The following is a 16,411-nucleotide window of genomic DNA, read 5'->3' as shown; positions in this document are numbered from 1 at the left end:
TCTAGTCCCGGTTCCAGTAGTAGTAGCCGCCCACGGCCGCGACGAGCAGGAGGATGACCGCGACGATGGGGACGACCGGCAGCCCGCCGCCCTCGGGGACGGTGACCTGCACCGGCACCTGGTAGGTGTCAGAGAGCGTCTGTTCGCCCTGTGCGTTCTCGTACTGGAAGTCCATCCGGAGCGGGTAGTTCTTCTCGATGGCGCTCCCGGACGCGCCGACGTCGAACGTCATCGTCGTCGACTCGTCGGGGTCGAGCGCCGTGGTGAACGCCGTGTCGTCGTTCGCGGACAGGGGACTGTTGGTGAAGATCTTCGCGTTCACGTTCGACACGGGCTCGTCCATGTTGTTCGTCACCTCGAGGGTTATTTCCGCGGAGCCGCCCGCGGTGACGTTGACGTCCTGCGGCTGGACGAGGAAGGCGTCGCGTTCACCGCTGATGGGGACTTCGGCGGGGAGGGAGTCGCTCTCTCGCGTGTCGCCCTCCGGGTTCTGGTAGGTGACGCTGAAGTCGAGTTGGTGCGGGCCGGATTCGGCGGCGCTGCTCACCTGAATGGGAAAGTCGACGGTGGTGGCCGCGCCGGCGTCGAGAGAGCCGACGGCGTACTCGCTGCTCTTCGGCACGACGCCGTCGGCGCTCGCGGCGACGTGGACGACGACGTGGTCGGCCGCGCGCGGCCCCGCGTTCGTCACCCTCGCGGTGACGTTTCCGTCCTCACCGACGCGGAGTTCGCTCTGCACGTTCGAGACGTCGAACGTCTGCTCGGGCTGCGGCGCGACGCCGACGATGGCGGGGTCGGCTTCGCGCGTCTGGCCGTCTTCGTTCTCGTAGGTGACCGCGGACCGGAACGTGTACGGCGCGGGGTTCGCGGTGCCCGCGGCGGACGCGCTCACGACGACCGTCCGGTTCTCGCCGGGCTGCCAGTCGCCCGTGAACTGAGAGACGGAGCCGCTGGTGCCGACGGCGAACGCGGAGGACGTCGACTGCACGGCGACGTGGGAGGCGTTCGCGGCCGCCGACCCGACGTTCCGGAGAGTGAGCGAGACGTCGCCGGTGTCACCGACGCTCACGTTCGTCTTCGAATCGACGACTTCGAAGCGGGGCGCGTCCTTCACTTCGACCTTGACGTACGCGGTCTCCGTGCGGCTGAGCTCGGAGATGATGTTCTCGGAGGCGTCGTACTGGTAGGTGTAGTCGTAGTGGAGCTTGACGGGGAGTTTGTACGTCCCGGGCTCCGCTCCCGGTTTCACGCTGATGTCGAACTGCGCGGTTTTGAGCCCGCCGTCGGGGACGCTCCCGACGGAGACGGTTCCCGAGTTCACCTCGATGGGCGCGTCGTCGCTCTTCAGGGAGGCGCGCACGGCCTTCGCGGTGGTGACAGTGCTGGTGGCTTCTGCGCTCCTGGCGTCGACGTAGTCGAGGGAAGCCCCGTTCGAAAGCTGGACGGTGAGTTGTGCGTCTTCGCCCGGAGCGACCTGACTGTTCGGGAGGGTCGCGTTGAGGTCTGGTTGCCCGCGGACGAGGCCGGTTGCCGCCCCCGAGGAGACGAGGAGGCAGGCGACGAGGACGAGTGTGATGAGTTTCTTGCGCATGTACGGATGTCCGTTGCTGAATGAACGTTCAGTCCGACGGTTCTTAAATCGGCCGGAAACGAGACGGAACCGCAGGAGAGTTTATCCGTGAGGGAGGTCGAGCGCGGCGAACGCGTCGTCGACGAGTCCCGGGTCGTAGGTCAACACCCCGTAGAACTGTCCGAGAACCCCCTCTTCTGCGAGGAGCGCCGACTTCTGCGGGCGCTCTCCGCCGCCGTCGTACAGCACGAACCACGGGTCGACGCGACGCGCCGCCGCCTCGTGAACCGTCACCTCGTCCACCGGGTCGTCGAGACCGCCCGGCACGAACACGTGGACGTCGAGGCCGCCGGACGCCAACACCTCGTACGTGTGCCGCTGCGCCTCGAACGCCGCCGGAAACTGAAACCCCGCCGCGAGCGTGCCGCGGTCGGCTCGCCACGCCCGGTCTTCGATTTCGCGGCTCGCGTGCAACATCGCGTCCACGTCGCACGCGGTGAACGTCGCGTCGTCGACGGCCTCCAGAATCTCGCGGTACGCCACGTCCTCGCCGACGCGCTTCAGCGGCGGGTCGTCCGCGACGAAATCCGAGACCGAGGACGCGTCGACGGTCGCGCGAACCCGCCCGCGCTCGCTCACCTCGACGCGCGGCACCCCCGATTCGAGGGGTTCGTGGCGGACGCGGACGTTCTGCGACGCGAAGTGCGCGCGAAGCGCGTCGGCGAGCGACGCGTCCGATGCGTACACTGTCAGCGTCCGCTCGCGCGCTCGGACCGCGTCGATGACGTCTCTGAGTCCCGGCCGCATCTCGGAGCGGCAGTTTCGGAAGTGGCAGTATATACCTTGTGGCTACGTCGAGGCCGTGGAACGACCCGACCGCACCGCAAGCGGCGCGCCACCGGCCGCTCAGCGGCGATTCGAGAGCCAGCCTGACCGGCGGTAGAACGCCGGGAACGCGGACTGTTCACGACCGTTCAACCGCGCTCAACAGTCCGAAACTCGCCGGTACTGTCGGCCCCTTATATGGAACCGGGGGCTCTATCAGCGGATGCGATGAACCGGACGACATCCGTGCGCCGCCCGCGCTGGTCGCAGCCGCGGTCGGGAGTTCTCTCCCAGCCGTGGCGGCACAGCCGAGGCCGCACGCGTCCGGACACTGACTCATCGCCGGTGAGCCCGCCGACAGCCGCCGCGGCCCCGACGCCACCACGCGTCGACGAGCCTCGGCCGCGCTCGCGCGGACGCCCGACGTCGACCACACTGCGCTCCGGGACGCGGTAGTTCCTCCCGACGTCGACGTCCGCGCGCGACGGGCTCGCCGAACCGAACCGAACCACGACGCGGCCCGCGACGACACGACCGGCGCGCGAACGATCGCTCGTTCGCCGCCGACCCAACGGCACAACGCAGAGGCACACGCCAGCAGAGCGCGACCCCATACTCGCCGGTTCGACGGCCGGCGGGGAACACGGGTACCCGCCGGTTCGACAGACGGCGGGAGACGGCGTTCACCGCAGTCGCGGCGCGCTCCGGACCCCCCGTCGACGCGGCCGCACCCGGTTCGAAGGCACAGCCACTCTCCCCCCGACACGGCTGAACGGCACGACGACCGCAGCGAGACTCGCCGACACCCTCGACGGCCGACGGTTCGGCGAGCGCGACCGTTCAGTCGCCCAATCGGGTCGCCCCGACCCGCCCCCGCTGACGAACCCGACCCGGCCAGTACAGCCTTAAGCCCCGTCACGTCAATTCTTACGTATGGCTTCCTCGCCGCTCGAGAACATGCTGGCCCAGATGGATCGGGCCAGAGACCACGTCGACATCAAGCCGGGCGTCTACGAACGCCTGAAACACCCCGAGCGGACGCAGAAAGTCGCCCTCCCCGTCGAACTCGACGACGGCAGCGTCGAAGTCTTCACCGGCTACCGCGCCCAGTTCGACTCCGCGCGCGGCCCCTACAAGGGCGGCATCCGCTATCACCCCGCCGTCAGCATGGACGAAGTCGAAGCGCTCGCCGGCTGGATGACGTGGAAGTGCGCCGTCGTCGGCCTCCCCTTCGGCGGCGCGAAAGGCGGCGTCGTCTGCAACCCCTCCGAACTCAGCCGGACCGAACTCCGCCGACTCACCCGCCGCTACACGCAGGGCGTCCGCCGCATGATCGGCCCGCAGACCGACATCCCCGCCCCCGACGTCAACACCGACCCCCAGACGATGGCGTGGGTCATGGACACCTACTCCACCTACCACGACCACGCCGTCCCCGAAGTCGTCACCGGCAAACCCCTCGAACTCGGCGGCACCGAGGGCCGCGTCGACGCCACCGGCCGCGGCGTCACCATCACTCTCGAAAACGCCTTCGACTACCTCGACCAGGACCTCCGCGGCGCTGACGTCGCCATCCAGGGCTTCGGGAACGTCGGCTCCGTCGCCGCCGGCTTCATCGCCGACCGCGGCGCGAACGTCGTCGCCATCTCCGACATCACCGGCGGCTACTACCACCCCGACGGCCTCGACATCGACGCCGCCACCGCCCACGTCGCCGAACACGGCCAACTCGCCGGCCTCCCCGGCGACCACGAGGAAATCGAGAACCGCGACCTCCTCACCCTCGACGTCGACGCCCTCGTCCCCGCCGCCATCGAAGACGCCATCACCCCCGAAATCGCCCGCGACACCCGAGCCGACGTCATCGTCGAAGCCGCCAACGGCCCCACCACCTTCGCCGCCCAAACCATCCTCACCGACCGCGACATCCCCGTCGTCCCCGACATCCTCGCCAACGCCGGCGGCGTCATCGTCTCCTACCTCGAATGGGTCCAGAACTCCCAACAGTACTCCTGGACCCTCGACGAAGTCAACCGCGACCTCGAAGACCGCATCACCACCGCCTTCGACAACGTCGTCCGCGTCTACGACCAACAGAACACCCCCGACCTCCGCACCGCCGCCTACGTCATCGCCCTCCAACGCGTCGCCGACGCCCACGACCTCAGAGGGCTCTTTCCCTGAAAGTCATCAAAAACGCGCAGCGTTTTTGAGAGACCGAAAGTCTCCGATTTTCGAGGACCCTCGCGGCGACGGCCCGCAAGCCGTCGCCGCTCGCCCCTTTCTATGTCCCGCCAGGCGCTCGCTGTCGCTCGCTTCGTGGTCTGTGTAGATTCTACGTGGGAGCGCTCGCGCCACGGGAGGCGCTCGCGCTCCGCGACTATTTGGTTTGGTTGGCTATCGCCGGTGGTTTGCTTGGTTGGCTGTTGCTAATTGGTCGTTTCGTCGACTGTTGTCGGTGGTTTGTTCGGTTGGCTGTCGCTGGTGGGTTGTTCAGTCGGTTCTCGGACGCGTGGGAGTTTGTGGCGTCTCGGGAGTCGCGGTAGCGAGCGGTTCGCGGGCTACCGTTGGCGGTCGCGGCCGCGGCGGTTCTCCTGTGGGGAGTTGCGGCCGCGCTGGGCGAGGATGACGGTGACGGCGACGAGCGCGCCGAATCCGCCGATGGCGAACCAGAGGCCGGCGAGCGTCGGGCTGGCCGCGATTCGCGGGACGTACAGCCAGACGACTGTCACGACGGCACCGATAGCGAGGAGCACGACGTACGCCTCCGTGAGCCGGTAGATGAGTCGCCCGCTATCCATACACCCCGGAATTGCATCCTGGCGACATAAACCCGGCGGAGCGCCGGACTCCCATCATCGACCGCGTCAACGCGCCTGTGTGTCCGCCCGCTCAGCGGTTCGGGGGCGTCGTGGCGTCGACGTCGCAGGCGGTGATTCCGTCGTCTGGGCGGGGTCGGGTCGAATCTGGAAGTATTTTAGTGGGCGGTCGGAATTGATGGGTATGAATCGAGTGGACGTCGCCATCGTCGGCGGGGGCCCCGCGGGGTCGTCGGCGGCGCGGGCGGCCGCGGAGCAGGGTGCGGACGTCGTCGCGTTCGAGAAGGGCGTGCCGCGGGCGGACCGAGAGCGCCTCGGGCCGGATTCGACTGACGCCGCGGGCTTCCTCGACTACTGGGTCGACATCGCGCAGCTCGACGTCGACGACCTCCCCGAGGACGTCGTCCAGTGCGAACTCGACCTCGCCGAGTTCGTCGGTCCCACGGAGTCCGTGAAGGTCGACACGACCGGGATGGACTCCTCCTACGACGGCTTCGGGTTCACGTTCCAGCGCGCGAAGCTCGACGACTACCTCCGCGAGCAGGCCGAGGAAGCCGGCGCGGAGTACAAGGTCGGGAAGTCCGTCACCGACGTCGAACACGACTTCGACGGCGAGCCGACGCACGAAGTCCACCTCGCCGGCGGCGACGTCTACGAGGCCGACTACCTCGTGCTCGCCGACGGCCCGCAGCGCCAGGTGACGATGCGCGTCCTCGACCGCTTCCTCCCCGACGCCTCGGAGCGCCTCAGCCCGCCCGAAGCGAACCACATCGCCTATCAGGAGTACAGAGAGTTCCCGGAGGGCGCGCTGGAGGAGAACAACATCAAGTTCTGGTGGGGGTGGATGCCGGGCGAGACCGCCTACCCGTGGGTCTTCCCGAACAAGGACAACGTCGCGCGCGTCGGCCTCACGATGCCCATCGGGATGGACATCGACGACTTCGATAAGTCGGAGTGGCGGCTCCTCCGCGAGGACGACGAGCGCATCCCGCAGGGGAAGACGTACATCCGCCGGCTCCTCGAAGACCTCTACGGCGACGAGTACGACGTCGACGAGGACTTCCCGCTCGTCGAAGAGGGCTACGGGAAGTCGAAGGGCACCGAGACGTACTCGATTTCCTCGACGCGCCCCATCGACTCGCCGACGGACGCGAACGTCGCCGTCGTCGGCGGCGCGATGGGGACGACGTCGGCGTTCCACGAGGGCGGCGACCACGTCGCGATGCGCACCGGGAAGCTCGCCGGCGAGCTCGCCGCGACGGGCGACCTCGACTTCTACAACGAGGCGTGGAAGGACGCCATCGGCGACGAGATCCTCCGGAACTGCGCGATGGCGGACGTCGTCAGCGACTACGGCCCGAAGGACTGGGACAAGACGTTCCGCGTCGCCCGACAGATGATCGAGTCCGCGGAATCCGGCCGCATCATCTCGCGGAAGAACGCCTCCGTGAGCCTCGACGGCCTCCGCCTCTACAAGGACTACAAGCAGGCGAAGTTCCGCTACCGGAACGGGAAGTACGCCCAGATCACCGAAGACGAGTACCGCGTCTAAAGCCGGGACGCGGGGAGCGCGGAAACCGCCAGGGCCTTCTCCTCGCTCTGCGATGCGTCGCGTATGCTCGACGTTGGCGACGACGCGCCGGAGTTCACGCTCGACAATCAGGACGGCGACGCGGTCTCCCTCTCGGATTTCGACGGCCGGCACGTCGTCGTCTACTTCTACCCCCGCGCGGACACGCCGGGCTGCACGACCGAGGCCTGCGGGTTCCGGGACGACTGGGACGAGTACGAAGAACGGGACGTCGCCGTGCTGGGAATCAGCGACGACCCCGTCGACGACCTCGCGGACTTCGCGGCCGACTACGACCTCCCCTTCGACCTGCTCTCCGACGAGGACGGCGCGGTCGCGAGCCAGTACGACTCCTACGGCGAGAAGCAGATGTTCGGCAACACTTTTGATGGAGTGTTCCGGAACACGTACCTCGTCGGGCCGGACGGCCGTATCGCGGCGGTCTTCCCCGACGTCGACCCCGAGGTCCACGCGGACGAAGTGCTCGCCGCGCTCGACGAGGACTGAGCGGCACCGAGGCGGCCGAACGGTTTTCTCTCCGCCGGGTGAATCCCGCGTATGGTTCGTGTTCTCTCCGACGCCGACGTCGCGGCCGTGCTCTCCCTCTCCGACCTCCTCCCGGTCGTCGAGGACGCCGTGCGCGCACAGGACGCCGGGCGCGTGGAGCGCCCGCCGCGACCGCACTTCCCCGTTGGAACTGACGCGAACGGGAGCGACCCGGCGGGCACGGCGCTCACGATGCCCGCGTACGTCCACGGCCGCGACGTCTACGCGACGAAGCTCGCGAGCGTCCACCCCGAGAACCCCGAGCGCGGCCGCGACACGGTGAACGCCCAGATAGCCGTCACGGACGCCGAGACCGGGGAGCCGCTCGCCTACCTCGCCGGGAACCGCATCACGAACGCGCGGACGGGCTGTGTCGGCGCGCTCGCCGTCCGCTCCCTCACCGAGGGGTCCGTGACGCTCGGCCTCATCGGCGCTGGCGCGCAGGCCCGCTGGCAGGCGCGCGCCGCCGACGCGGCCGTCGACCTCGACGCCGTCCGCGTCTACTCGCCGAGCGTCTCCCGGGAGCGCTGCGCGGCCGACCTCCGCGACGACCTCGACTGTTCTGTCACCGCCGTCGACACCCCCGAAACAGCCGTGCGCGACGCCGACGCCGTCGTCACCGCGACGACCGCCACCGAACCCGTCGTCGCCCACGACGCGCTCCCCGACGACGTCCTCGTCGTCGCCGTCGGCGCGTACACCTCGGAGATGCAGGAGCTCGACCCCGCGACGCTCCGCGCCGCCGCCGGCGTCTGGGCCGACGTCCCCGAGGAAGTCGCCGAAACCGGCGACGCCCTCGCCGCCGACCTCGACGCGGCCGACCTCCGACCCCTCACTGACGCGCTCGACCACCCCGTCCGCGACGGCGTCCGCGTCGCCCTCAGCGTCGGCTCCGCCGTCTTCGACGCCGCGACCGCCGAACGCGTCTACCGCGACGCCACCGAACGAGGTATCGGCGACGAAACCACCCTCTGACCGTCGACGCCGGAATTCTCACGTGCTGCAGTCGGCCCGAAGCCCTTTGCTGAGCCCACTCCACGCTTCCAGTGTAGATGGACTCACCCGCTCGCGGCGCGCTCGCCGCACTCCTCACTGTCACGGTCGTCGCCGGCGCGTTCACCGGCGCGGCCGCTGCCGCATCGAACGGTTCGATTACCGCCGGTCCCGCGACGCCCGGCGCGTCCTCGACGCACGCCACGACGGTCACAGTGGGCGACGACGCGACCGGCTCATGGAACGGATTCGCCGTCGACTACGGCGACGCCGGCGCGGACGTGAGTGACGTCGCCAAACCCGACATCCAGAAGATCGGTATCGACTACGGTGACGACGACACCGGCGAGACCGTCGACGTCACGGTCCGCGACGACCTCGACCAGGTCTCGGCGAGCAACAACGGGAACACGCTGACGCTCACGCTCGGCGGGTCGTACTCGCTGAACGCGACGGACGAAGTCGTCGTCGTCTATACGAACGTCACGAACCCCGAGGAAGCCGGTGAGTACGACGTTTCCCTCGACGTGAACCCGCAGTCGAGCGGCGGTGAGACGAACGCAACCCTCGCAATCGGCTCCTCCGACGGCGGAACGACCACGCAGTCGACGACCACCACGCAGTCCGGTGGGAGCGATACGACCACCGCCGGCGGGAGTGGCGGTGAGACCACGACGCAGACCTCCAGTCCCGGATTCGGCGTGACGGCCGCCGCGGTCGCCGCGCTCGGCGTCGCAGTCGTCGCTCTCCGCCGGCGCGAATAACGCGTCACTCGGTCGCGGCTCTTTCCCGACTCTCCGTCGGATTTTGACTCTCACTCGCTCGTCGCCGAAGGCGGGTCGCTTCACCGCGTTCGAGCATTGATGGTGTGCTAACTAGTTCCCTGCGAGAGGTGGGAGAAAACGCGCTCCCGAGCTGGTGTGGGTGCCGTTATCGCACGGCGCGCTACACCTCGGGCGACTTTCATTCCGGCCACCACACCTTTACGATATAACCGCCTCGTGATGATTGCAACAATGAGTGACACCAACAGTCGAGTCCTCGCCGTCCTCGCTGGCGCGGCAGTTCTGATGCTCGCCGTGTCGGGCGTCGCCGCCGCCGCGAGCGCGACGGGCTCCATCAGCGCGGACCCCGCAACCCCCGGTGCGACCTCCACGCACACCGCGACTGAAGTCATCGGGAACCAGACGACCGGCTCCTGGAACGGCTTCGCCGTCAGCTACGCCGACGGCAGTGCGAACGTGAGCGACGTCGCACAGGAAGACATCCAGAAGATCGGTATCGACCGCGGGAACGACGCCTCCGGGTCGACCATCGACGTTAACGTCTCCGACGACCTCGACCAGGTCTCGGCGAGCAACAACGGGAACACGCTGACGCTCACGCTCGGCGGGTCGTACTCGCTCAACGAGAGCGACCAGCTCGTCGTCGTCTACGACAACGTCCAGAACCCCAGCGAAGCGGGTTCGTACAACGTGACGGTCGACGCCAACCCGCAGTCCAGCGGTGGCGAAGCGATGGCGACGCTCGAAATCACGGAGTCGTCCAGCACGACCACGACGACGTCCACGACCACGACGACGGATTCGACGACGACGTCCACGACCACGACGACGGATTCGACGACGACGTCCACGACCACGACGACGGATTCGACGACGACGTCCACGACCACGACGACGGATTCGACGACGGCGTCCACGACCGAGTCCACTACGGCTGACTCGACCACGTCGTCCACGACGACCGCCAGCGGCAGCGACACGACGACGCAGTCCGGCGGTAGCGAGACCACGACGCAGGGCTCCTCGCCCGGCTTCGGTCTCGCCGCCGGTGTCGTCGCGGCCCTCGGCGCGGCGCTCGTCGTGCTCCGCCGGAAGGACTAACGGCCTTCCCACCAGCCGAGACGCCCGGTCTCGGAATCACCGCGACTGACCTGCGGACGCTTCGTTCCGGCTGCGGCCACCGCGGCCGCCCGCAATTCACGGTTCGCGATTCGCGATTCTTCCGTTTTTCCGCCGCGTAGCGACGGCTACGGTCGGTAAGCGCTGACCGCGAGACCCGAGCCAAGCGGGACGACGCTCGTCTCGAAGGCGTCGTCGTCGCGCACCGCCTCGACGTAGGCCGCGAGGCCGGCGGCGTGCTCGGACGCGGGTTCGTCGCCGGCGAGCGCGGCGCGAATCTCGTCGGCGCTCGCCGGGCCGCGGAGGACGTTGTCGGCGACGACGACCGCGCCGTCCGCGAGCGCGGGGCGCGCGAGTTCGAGGGCGTCCGCGTACCGCGTCTTGTCGTGGTCGATGAGCACGACGTCCCACGGGCCGTCGTGCGCGGCGAACGACTCCATCGCGTCCCCGACCTCGTAGTGGGCGGCTCCCGCGTAGTCGCTGCGGTCGAGGAACGCCTCGGCTGTCGCGAGGTTGTCGGCGTCGTAGTCGGTGAGGACGAGGTCGCCGTCCGCGGGGAGCGCGCCCGCGAACCAGGCGGCGGAGTAGCCGAACCCGGAGCCGAACTCGAAGACGCGGCGCGCGCCGGCGAGCGCGGCGAGCGTCCGCAGGAACCGCCCGCCGTCCGGGCCGACGATGGGGAAGTCGCGCTCGCGGCCGTACGCCGTCATCTCGGCGAGCAAGTCCGGGAGCGGTCCGTTCTCCGCCGCTATCGCCGCCGCCGCGTCGTCAGTGAGGATGCGACCCATACCGGAAGGGGCGACGCGGCCGGCATAACGTCACCGGTGATTTCGGCCGCGGCGGGGTCAGCGGTTCCGGCTGACCGGGAACGCGACGCGCTCCGGGTTGTCGTTGAGGCGGTCGAGGCAGCGCGCGTAGAGTTCGTTCTTCACCTTCTGCCCCTGCTTCGGCCGGGTGAGGTAGCGGAGGCGGAGCTCCACCCAGGACTCCTGCTGTTTGACGTTGACGCTCGGGTGCTTCGCGACCTCGAGCTCGACGGGCGTGTCCTCTAAGAGGTCTTGGTAGCGCTCGATGTTCGCCTCCATCTCCGCGCCGAGGAACTCCTCGGCGACCTCGCAGAGGAGTTCTTGAGTGAAGGCGAGGTCGGTCTCGAAGGCGACCTGGAAGGAGATTTCGTTCCAGACGTACGGGAACTCGTCGCGGCTGAAGTTCGTGACGGGCTGGGAGAGGACGACGCTGTTCGGGATGGTGATGTGCCGTCCCGACGGCTGGTTCGTGGAGACGAGTTCGCCGTTCACCTCCCAGAGCGTGGTCGCGAGGAAGTCGACGTCGATGATGTCGCCTTTCTGCCCCTCGATGGCGACGCGGTCGCCGACCTGGTAGGGTTCTTTCACCATGATGTAGATCCAGCCGAAGAGCGAGAGGAGCGGCTGCTGGAGGGCGAACGTGATGGCGAACCCGGCGACGCCGAGGGAGACGAGCGCCGGCACCCACTGGTCGGTGAGCGCGCCGAGGACGGCGACGACGCCGAGCGCGATGAAGACGAGCTGCACGACGGAGCGAACTTTGTGCCGCCGGCGTTTGCTCATCGGCTCGTGGACGAGCACGGAGAGCACGACGCCGTAGCCGCCGTAGACGGCGCTGATGACGGCGGCGACGAGGAGAACTTTCACCGCGATGTCGACGAGCGGGTACGCGTAGACGGTCGGCCCGACCCAGCCGGACCCGGCGAGGAGTCCGGCTGCGAGCGCCGACAGCGTCGCGAGCGCGAGCGTGAGGAGACCGCGGCGTTTCACACTCGACGTGGAGCGGCGAGCGCCAAAACGGTTCCCCACCGGACCGGAATTCCTTTCGGGCTCTCGTCTCGTCGTCCGGTATGGACCGCCCGTTTGCCCGCCGCGTCGCCGCGGTCGCTGCCCTCCTCCTCGTCGGCCTCGCGCTGTCGAGCGCGTTCTCCGCGAGCGTCACCGGCTTCCAGACCGAGTACGCCGCCGAACCCGTCGACCCCGTCGCAGACGCGCCGGACATCGCCACCCACACGCCCGCCGTCCTCGACCTCGACAGCCGCCTCGCCGAGTTCTCCGCGCGCGACCGCCGCGCCGTCGAGAACGCGACTGACGGTCCGCCCGTCCGGGTGCTAGAGCCGAACGCCGCCCTCTCCCAACTCCCCGACGACGACATCGAGTACGCCGTCCTCCACGACCGCTACTACCGCGCGAACGTCACCTACCTCCACGACCCCGACGGGGTCGGCCGGTCGAACTTCAGCCTCGCGATGAACTTCACGCGAGTCCCCACCGAGACGGCGATGAACGACCTCGCCGTCGACTACGCGAACGCCACTCCCGGCGTCCAGCACATCGTCGACACCGGCACGGGCACGAACGACGGGAACCTCACCACGACGACGCTCGTCGATACGGACGGGACGTACTACCTCGTTACCGTCGAGAACGGCGGCGAACTCTTCAGCACCATCTTCCTCGCCGCGGTCTCCATCCCGCTCGGAATGACGGGGCGCGCGTACCTCGCCGCCGGCGTCCCCCTCGGCGTCCTCCTCCTCCAGACCGGCGTCCCACGACCGCTCACGTACCGCCGCGCGTTCGGCGTCACCGCCGCCACGCTCCCCCTCGGTCTCCTCGCCGCCGCGACCCTCACCGCGCCCCTCACGCTCGGCCGCGTCCTCGTCTGGGGCGTCCTCGTCCTCCCGTTCACCTGCGCGCTCCCCGCCGGCACCGCGCTCGCCCACCGCAACTGGGGGCGCGCCGCCCTCGCCACGCTCGCCGCCGCCGGCGCACTCCTCGCCACCGCCGCCGTTCTCGCCGCGCTCTCATCGCCCTTCCTCGCCGCCGTCGTCCTCGCCCTCGGCGCGTTCACCGTCCCGCTCGGCGGCGTCACCCTCCTCGGCTTCGGCTACTGGCTCGCCGACTAACCGGAACGCAATCTCGCCGCGTCCGTCGAACCGCGGCGCACGGGAGTCTTCTCGCCGCGTCCGTCGAACCACGGCGCACCCATGCTGACGCGTCAGCCGGCACGGTCGAACGTACTTGCCGATGCGTCAGCCGGCAAGTTCCGCGAGGGCGTTCGCGAGGACGGTGACGGCGTCGGCGCAGTCGCTCCAGTCCGTCCACTCCTTCGGGCTGTGGCTGTAGCCGCCCTCGCTGGGCGCGAAGAGCATTCCTGCATCTGTTCGTTTCGCGACGTTCATCGCGTCGTGGGCCGCCGCCGAGTGGAGGCCGAGCGCGTCCACGCCGGCGTCGGCGGCCGCGGCGTGCGACGCGTCTCGAACGCGTTCGGTCATCGGCGTCGGCGGGAGGTCGAACGGGCGGCGGAACTCCGTGTCGACGCCGCGTTCCGCCTCGACTCGTTCGAGGCTCTCCTTCGCGGCGGCGACGACGCGCTCCATTCGATCGTACTCGACGTCGCGGACGTCGACGCCCATCTCGACGCGGCCGGGGACGACGTTCGTCGCGTTCGGCGAGACGTCGAGGCTCCCGACCGTTCCGACCGTCGTTCCCGCGTCCGCGGCCTGCGCGTTCGCCGCTTCCTCGACGTCGAGGACGAACTCGCTCGCCGCCGCGAGCGCGTCCGTGCGTTCGGCCATCGGCGTCGCGCCCGCGTGGTCCGCCTCGCCGCGCACCGTCACGTCGCAGTGCGTGATGCCCGTGATGGTCGAGACGACGCCGACGCCAGCGCCCGCGCGCTCCAGCCGCTCGCCCTGCTCGACGTGGAGTTCGAGGAACGCGTCCCACTCGTCCGCGCTCACCCGGCCGGTCCCGTCGAAGCCGATGTCGGCGAGCGCGGCCTCCAGCGTGTGGCCCTCGCCGTCGGTGAGCGCGAGCGCGTCGTCCACGGTGCGGTCGCCCGCCGCCACGCTCGACCCCAGCAGACCGTCCGCGAACGTCTGCCCCTCCTCCTCCGTGAACGACACCACCTCGACCGGGCGGGACGGCTCGAAGCCCGCGTCCTGCATCGCGCGCACCGCCTCCAGCGCGCCGTACGCGCCGAGCGGCCCGTCGAACAGCCCGCCCTCGGGGACGGAGTCGAGGTGGCTCCCCGACGCCACCGCTTTCGCGTCCGGGTCCGCGCTCGGCGGCCGCCACGTCCCGACGATGTTCCCCACCGCGTCCACGCGCACGTCCAGCCCCGCGTTCTCCAGCTCGCGGACGAACCGCTCGCGCGCCCGCTGGTTCGCCTCGCTCCCCGTGAGACACGTCCGCCCGCGCCCCGTCAGCGCGTCGACCGCGCCGAACTCGCCGTTCGCCTCGATATCACCGCGCAGTCGCTCCGCGTCAGCCTGCATACCGCACTCCTCTTCGCCCGGCACAGTGAGCGTACCGATGACGGCACCACACGCGGTTTCCTATCGCGCGATATCGTTTATGGGCGGTGCGGCGCGGGCGCTGCTGGCGGTCGTGGGCTGCGAGAACACGGAGAGGAGAGAGGAGGGTAGCGCGTTATTCGTCCGGCCACTTGATGGAGCAGCCGCGCGAGGGTTTGAACGCGTCTTCGGGTTCGTCGCCGGCGAGCACGGCGTCGATGGCGTCGCGGGCGTCGCCGCCTTCGCTCGTCGGCTCGTCGTCGGGGTTGAGCGCGTCGTCGAGGCGGCCGTGGTAGGCGAGCGTGAACTCCCCGTCCTCGTTCCGGAGGAGGAAGGGGTCGGGCGTGCAGACCGCGCCGTAGGCGCGTGCGACCTCCCCCGTCTCGTCACGGAGGTAGGCGTCGTACTGGATGGTGCCGTCCTCGACGAGTTCGCGCATCCGTTCGAGCGAGTCGTCGGGGTACGCTTCGGCGTCGTTCGGGTTCACGCCGACGACGGCGACGTCGTCGTAGTCGGCGGCGATGTCGTTCAGCGTGTCGAACTTCGCTTTCGCGTACGGACAGTGGTTACACGTGAAGACGAGGAGCACCGCGTCGGCGTCGGCGAAGTCGGCCAGTGCTACCTGGTCGTCGCGGACGTCGGGTAAAGAGAAGTCGGGCGCTCGGTCGCCGCGTTCGAGCTCGCTCTCGGATTCGGTCTGCACCATACCGGGTGCATCGAGCGCGCCGTGGAAGGCCGTTGCGGTCAACGGTCCCGCTGGTCACCGTGGGGTTCTGAAGGCCGTTCCGAAGGGTGGAGCGGCCTCAGAGGCACAACGCCTGCAGAGCAGGCACGTGGGTAGAACACACGTGTGTAGAAACCACTGTGGCTTGAATATTCACGGTCTTAAACAATCTATCGTGGGCAATGCGGGTCAGTCGGCGAGCCGATACCCGTCGGAAGTCGCGTCGAGCACGCCGTCGCGGGCGAGGTGGTCTAAGTGCGCGTACGCCTCGCCGGGCCCGTGGAGGATGTGGATGGAGTGGAGCTCGCCGAAGAGGTCGGCGCTCACCTCCCACGCCGTCGCCGTCCCGCGTGTTTCGACGGCGTCGAGGACGCGCTCGGTGCGTTCGTCGTGGTGTGTCGCGATGTCGCGCGCCCGCCCCGACGGGTCGATGATGGGGCCGCGGTGGCCGGGCCACGCCCGGTCGAGGTCGAGGTCGACGATGCGGTCGAGGCTCGCGAGGTAGGTGGCGAGCGGGCGGTCGACGCGGACGTCCGCGCCGCCGACGTTCGGCGTGTACTTCGGGAGAATCGCGTCGCCGACGAACGCCTCCCGCCGCCCCTCTCGCTCCAGGAAGAACGCGGAAAGCCCTTTGGCGTGCCCCGGCAGGTGGACGACTTCGACCTCGTGGTCGCCCGCCCGAACCGTGTCGCCGTCAGTGACGGCCGTCACGTCCGCTTCCTCGCCGCCGAGGTCGTCGTGCGCGCCGAAGGTCTGGGCGAGCTCCTCCTGTTTCGCCGCGGGCGTCCCCCACGCCGCGAGGAGGTCGCGGCGTTTCTCGTCCATCGCCGCGTACGCGGCCGTATCGCCGCTCACGAGGGGCGCGTCGGCTTCGTGCGCGACGACGTCACAGCCGCTCTCGGCCTGAATGCGCGCGACGAGTCCCGCGTGGTCCTCGTGCCAGTGCGTCACCAGCACGCGGTCGATGTCCGCGAACGTCGTGTCGTAGTCGCCGAGCGCGTCGCGGAGGTCCCGTTCCACGTCCGGTGTCGCGACGCCCGTGTCCACGAGCGTCGTCGGTCCGTCGCCGTCGAGGAGGTAGACGGAGTTCTGCCCCTCGAACGCCGTGTTCCGGAGGGAGATGTACTTCACGCTACACG

The 16,411-nt window shown here is 69.2% G+C and carries 15 protein-coding genes; 7 read left to right on the top strand and 8 right to left on the bottom strand.

What is annotated here, in order from left to right; translation table 11 throughout:
* Position 1: 1 nt before the first annotated feature.
* Together IEY26_RS09465 and IEY26_RS09460 are read right to left on the bottom strand one after the other, a co-directional pair.
* Complete coding sequence (locus IEY26_RS09465) at positions 2-1,591, bottom strand: COG1361 S-layer family protein (RefSeq protein WP_188978272.1); 1,590 nt, start codon at positions 1,589-1,591, stop codon at positions 2-4.
* 81 nt (positions 1,592-1,672) lie between these two features.
* Positions 1,673-2,377 (bottom strand): DICT sensory domain-containing protein, encoded by a 705-nt coding sequence (locus IEY26_RS09460; protein ID WP_188978270.1) that lies wholly within the window; start codon positions 2,375-2,377, stop codon positions 1,673-1,675.
* A 951-nt stretch (positions 2,378-3,328) separates the two neighbouring features.
* Between IEY26_RS09460 and IEY26_RS09455 the strand changes: the two genes are divergently transcribed.
* Positions 3,329-4,579 carry a Glu/Leu/Phe/Val family dehydrogenase gene (locus IEY26_RS09455; protein WP_188978268.1) on the top strand — a complete coding sequence of 417 codons (1,251 nt, stop codon included), beginning with the start codon at positions 3,329-3,331 and terminating at the stop codon, positions 4,577-4,579.
* Between the two features lie 377 nt (positions 4,580-4,956).
* On the opposite strand, the gene IEY26_RS09450 is transcribed toward IEY26_RS09455, so the two are convergent.
* Positions 4,957-5,196: a hypothetical protein gene (locus tag IEY26_RS09450; protein WP_188978266.1), complete on the bottom strand. Its 240-nt coding sequence runs from the start codon at positions 5,194-5,196 to the stop codon at positions 4,957-4,959.
* A 202-nt stretch (positions 5,197-5,398) separates the two neighbouring features.
* Here IEY26_RS09450 and IEY26_RS09445 point away from each other — a divergent pair, with 202 nt between their 5' ends.
* The 5 genes from IEY26_RS09445 to IEY26_RS09425 all read left to right on the top strand — a co-directional run bounded on the left by IEY26_RS09445 (position 5,399) and on the right by IEY26_RS09425 (position 10,209).
* A complete protein-coding gene (locus tag IEY26_RS09445) occupies positions 5,399-6,766 on the top strand; it encodes an NAD(P)/FAD-dependent oxidoreductase (protein ID WP_188978264.1) in 1,368 nt (455 codons plus the stop codon).
* Between the two features lie 63 nt (positions 6,767-6,829).
* Positions 6,830-7,291, top strand: coding sequence for a thioredoxin-dependent thiol peroxidase (gene bcp, locus IEY26_RS09440; protein ID WP_188978262.1), 462 nt, complete (start codon positions 6,830-6,832; stop codon positions 7,289-7,291).
* Positions 7,292-7,342: 51 nt separating this feature from the next.
* Positions 7,343-8,305, top strand: coding sequence for an ornithine cyclodeaminase family protein (locus IEY26_RS09435; RefSeq protein WP_188978260.1), 963 nt, complete (start codon positions 7,343-7,345; stop codon positions 8,303-8,305).
* 77 nt (positions 8,306-8,382) lie between these two features.
* Positions 8,383-9,087, top strand: a complete 705-nt coding sequence (locus IEY26_RS09430) for a hypothetical protein (RefSeq protein ID WP_188978258.1) — start codon at positions 8,383-8,385, stop codon at positions 9,085-9,087.
* A gap of 252 nt (positions 9,088-9,339) precedes the next feature.
* Positions 9,340-10,209 carry a PGF-CTERM sorting domain-containing protein gene (locus IEY26_RS09425; RefSeq protein ID WP_188978256.1) on the top strand — a complete coding sequence of 290 codons (870 nt, stop codon included), beginning with the start codon at positions 9,340-9,342 and terminating at the stop codon, positions 10,207-10,209.
* 146 nt (positions 10,210-10,355) lie between these two features.
* Here the strand turns inward: IEY26_RS09425 and IEY26_RS09420 are convergent, their stop codons facing one another.
* On the bottom strand, positions 10,356-11,015 hold the full coding sequence (locus tag IEY26_RS09420) for an O-methyltransferase (protein WP_188978254.1): 660 nt from the start codon (positions 11,013-11,015) through the stop codon (positions 10,356-10,358).
* Positions 11,016-11,072: 57 nt separating this feature from the next.
* Complete coding sequence (locus IEY26_RS09415) at positions 11,073-12,023, bottom strand: mechanosensitive ion channel family protein (RefSeq protein WP_188978252.1); 951 nt, start codon at positions 12,021-12,023, stop codon at positions 11,073-11,075.
* A gap of 80 nt (positions 12,024-12,103) precedes the next feature.
* Between IEY26_RS09415 and IEY26_RS09410 the strand changes: the two genes are divergently transcribed.
* On the top strand, positions 12,104-13,159 hold the full coding sequence (locus IEY26_RS09410; RefSeq protein ID WP_188978250.1) for a hypothetical protein: 1,056 nt from the start codon (positions 12,104-12,106) through the stop codon (positions 13,157-13,159).
* 126 nt (positions 13,160-13,285) lie between these two features.
* On the opposite strand, the gene IEY26_RS09405 is transcribed toward IEY26_RS09410, so the two are convergent.
* From IEY26_RS09405 to IEY26_RS09395, 3 genes are all read right to left on the bottom strand, one after another.
* A complete protein-coding gene (locus tag IEY26_RS09405; RefSeq protein WP_188978248.1) occupies positions 13,286-14,530 on the bottom strand; it encodes a Zn-dependent hydrolase in 1,245 nt (414 codons plus the stop codon).
* A gap of 154 nt (positions 14,531-14,684) precedes the next feature.
* A complete protein-coding gene (locus IEY26_RS09400) occupies positions 14,685-15,254 on the bottom strand; it encodes a thioredoxin family protein (protein WP_188978246.1) in 570 nt (189 codons plus the stop codon).
* Positions 15,255-15,461: 207 nt separating this feature from the next.
* Positions 15,462-16,403 (bottom strand): MBL fold metallo-hydrolase, encoded by a 942-nt coding sequence (locus IEY26_RS09395; protein WP_188978936.1) that lies wholly within the window; start codon positions 16,401-16,403, stop codon positions 15,462-15,464.
* Positions 16,404-16,411 lie beyond the last annotated feature (8 nt).

The sequence above is a fragment of the Halocalculus aciditolerans genome (assembly GCF_014647475.1).
GTDB lineage: Archaea > Halobacteriota > Halobacteria > Halobacteriales > Halobacteriaceae > Halocalculus > Halocalculus aciditolerans.
Note: the sequence above shows the minus strand (reverse complement) of the source record. Positions and strands in the feature narration are given on the sequence as shown.

Excerpts from the sequence above, each read along its gene's own strand:
- IEY26_RS09420 (WP_188978254.1), bottom strand. The coding sequence starts at position 11,015 with ATGGGTCGCATCCTCACTGACGACGCGGCGGCGGCGATAGCGGCGGAG.
- IEY26_RS09405 (WP_188978248.1), bottom strand. The coding sequence starts at position 14,530 with ATGCAGGCTGACGCGGAGCGACTGCGCGGTGATATCGAGGCGAACGGC.
- IEY26_RS09425 (WP_188978256.1), top strand. The coding sequence starts at position 9,340 with ATGAGTGACACCAACAGTCGAGTCCTCGCCGTCCTCGCTGGCGCGGCA.
- bcp (WP_188978262.1), top strand. The coding sequence starts at position 6,830 with ATGCTCGACGTTGGCGACGACGCGCCGGAGTTCACGCTCGACAATCAG.
- IEY26_RS09430 (WP_188978258.1), top strand. The coding sequence starts at position 8,383 with ATGGACTCACCCGCTCGCGGCGCGCTCGCCGCACTCCTCACTGTCACG.
- IEY26_RS09410 (WP_188978250.1), top strand. The coding sequence starts at position 12,104 with ATGGACCGCCCGTTTGCCCGCCGCGTCGCCGCGGTCGCTGCCCTCCTC.
- IEY26_RS09455 (WP_188978268.1), top strand. The coding sequence starts at position 3,329 with ATGGCTTCCTCGCCGCTCGAGAACATGCTGGCCCAGATGGATCGGGCC.
- IEY26_RS09400 (WP_188978246.1), bottom strand. The coding sequence starts at position 15,254 with ATGGTGCAGACCGAATCCGAGAGCGAGCTCGAACGCGGCGACCGAGCG.
- IEY26_RS09450 (WP_188978266.1), bottom strand. The coding sequence starts at position 5,196 with ATGGATAGCGGGCGACTCATCTACCGGCTCACGGAGGCGTACGTCGTG.
- IEY26_RS09435 (WP_188978260.1), top strand. The coding sequence starts at position 7,343 with ATGGTTCGTGTTCTCTCCGACGCCGACGTCGCGGCCGTGCTCTCCCTC.
- IEY26_RS09445 (WP_188978264.1), top strand. The coding sequence starts at position 5,399 with ATGAATCGAGTGGACGTCGCCATCGTCGGCGGGGGCCCCGCGGGGTCG.
- IEY26_RS09465 (WP_188978272.1), bottom strand. The coding sequence starts at position 1,591 with ATGCGCAAGAAACTCATCACACTCGTCCTCGTCGCCTGCCTCCTCGTC.
- IEY26_RS09460 (WP_188978270.1), bottom strand. The coding sequence starts at position 2,377 with ATGCGGCCGGGACTCAGAGACGTCATCGACGCGGTCCGAGCGCGCGAG.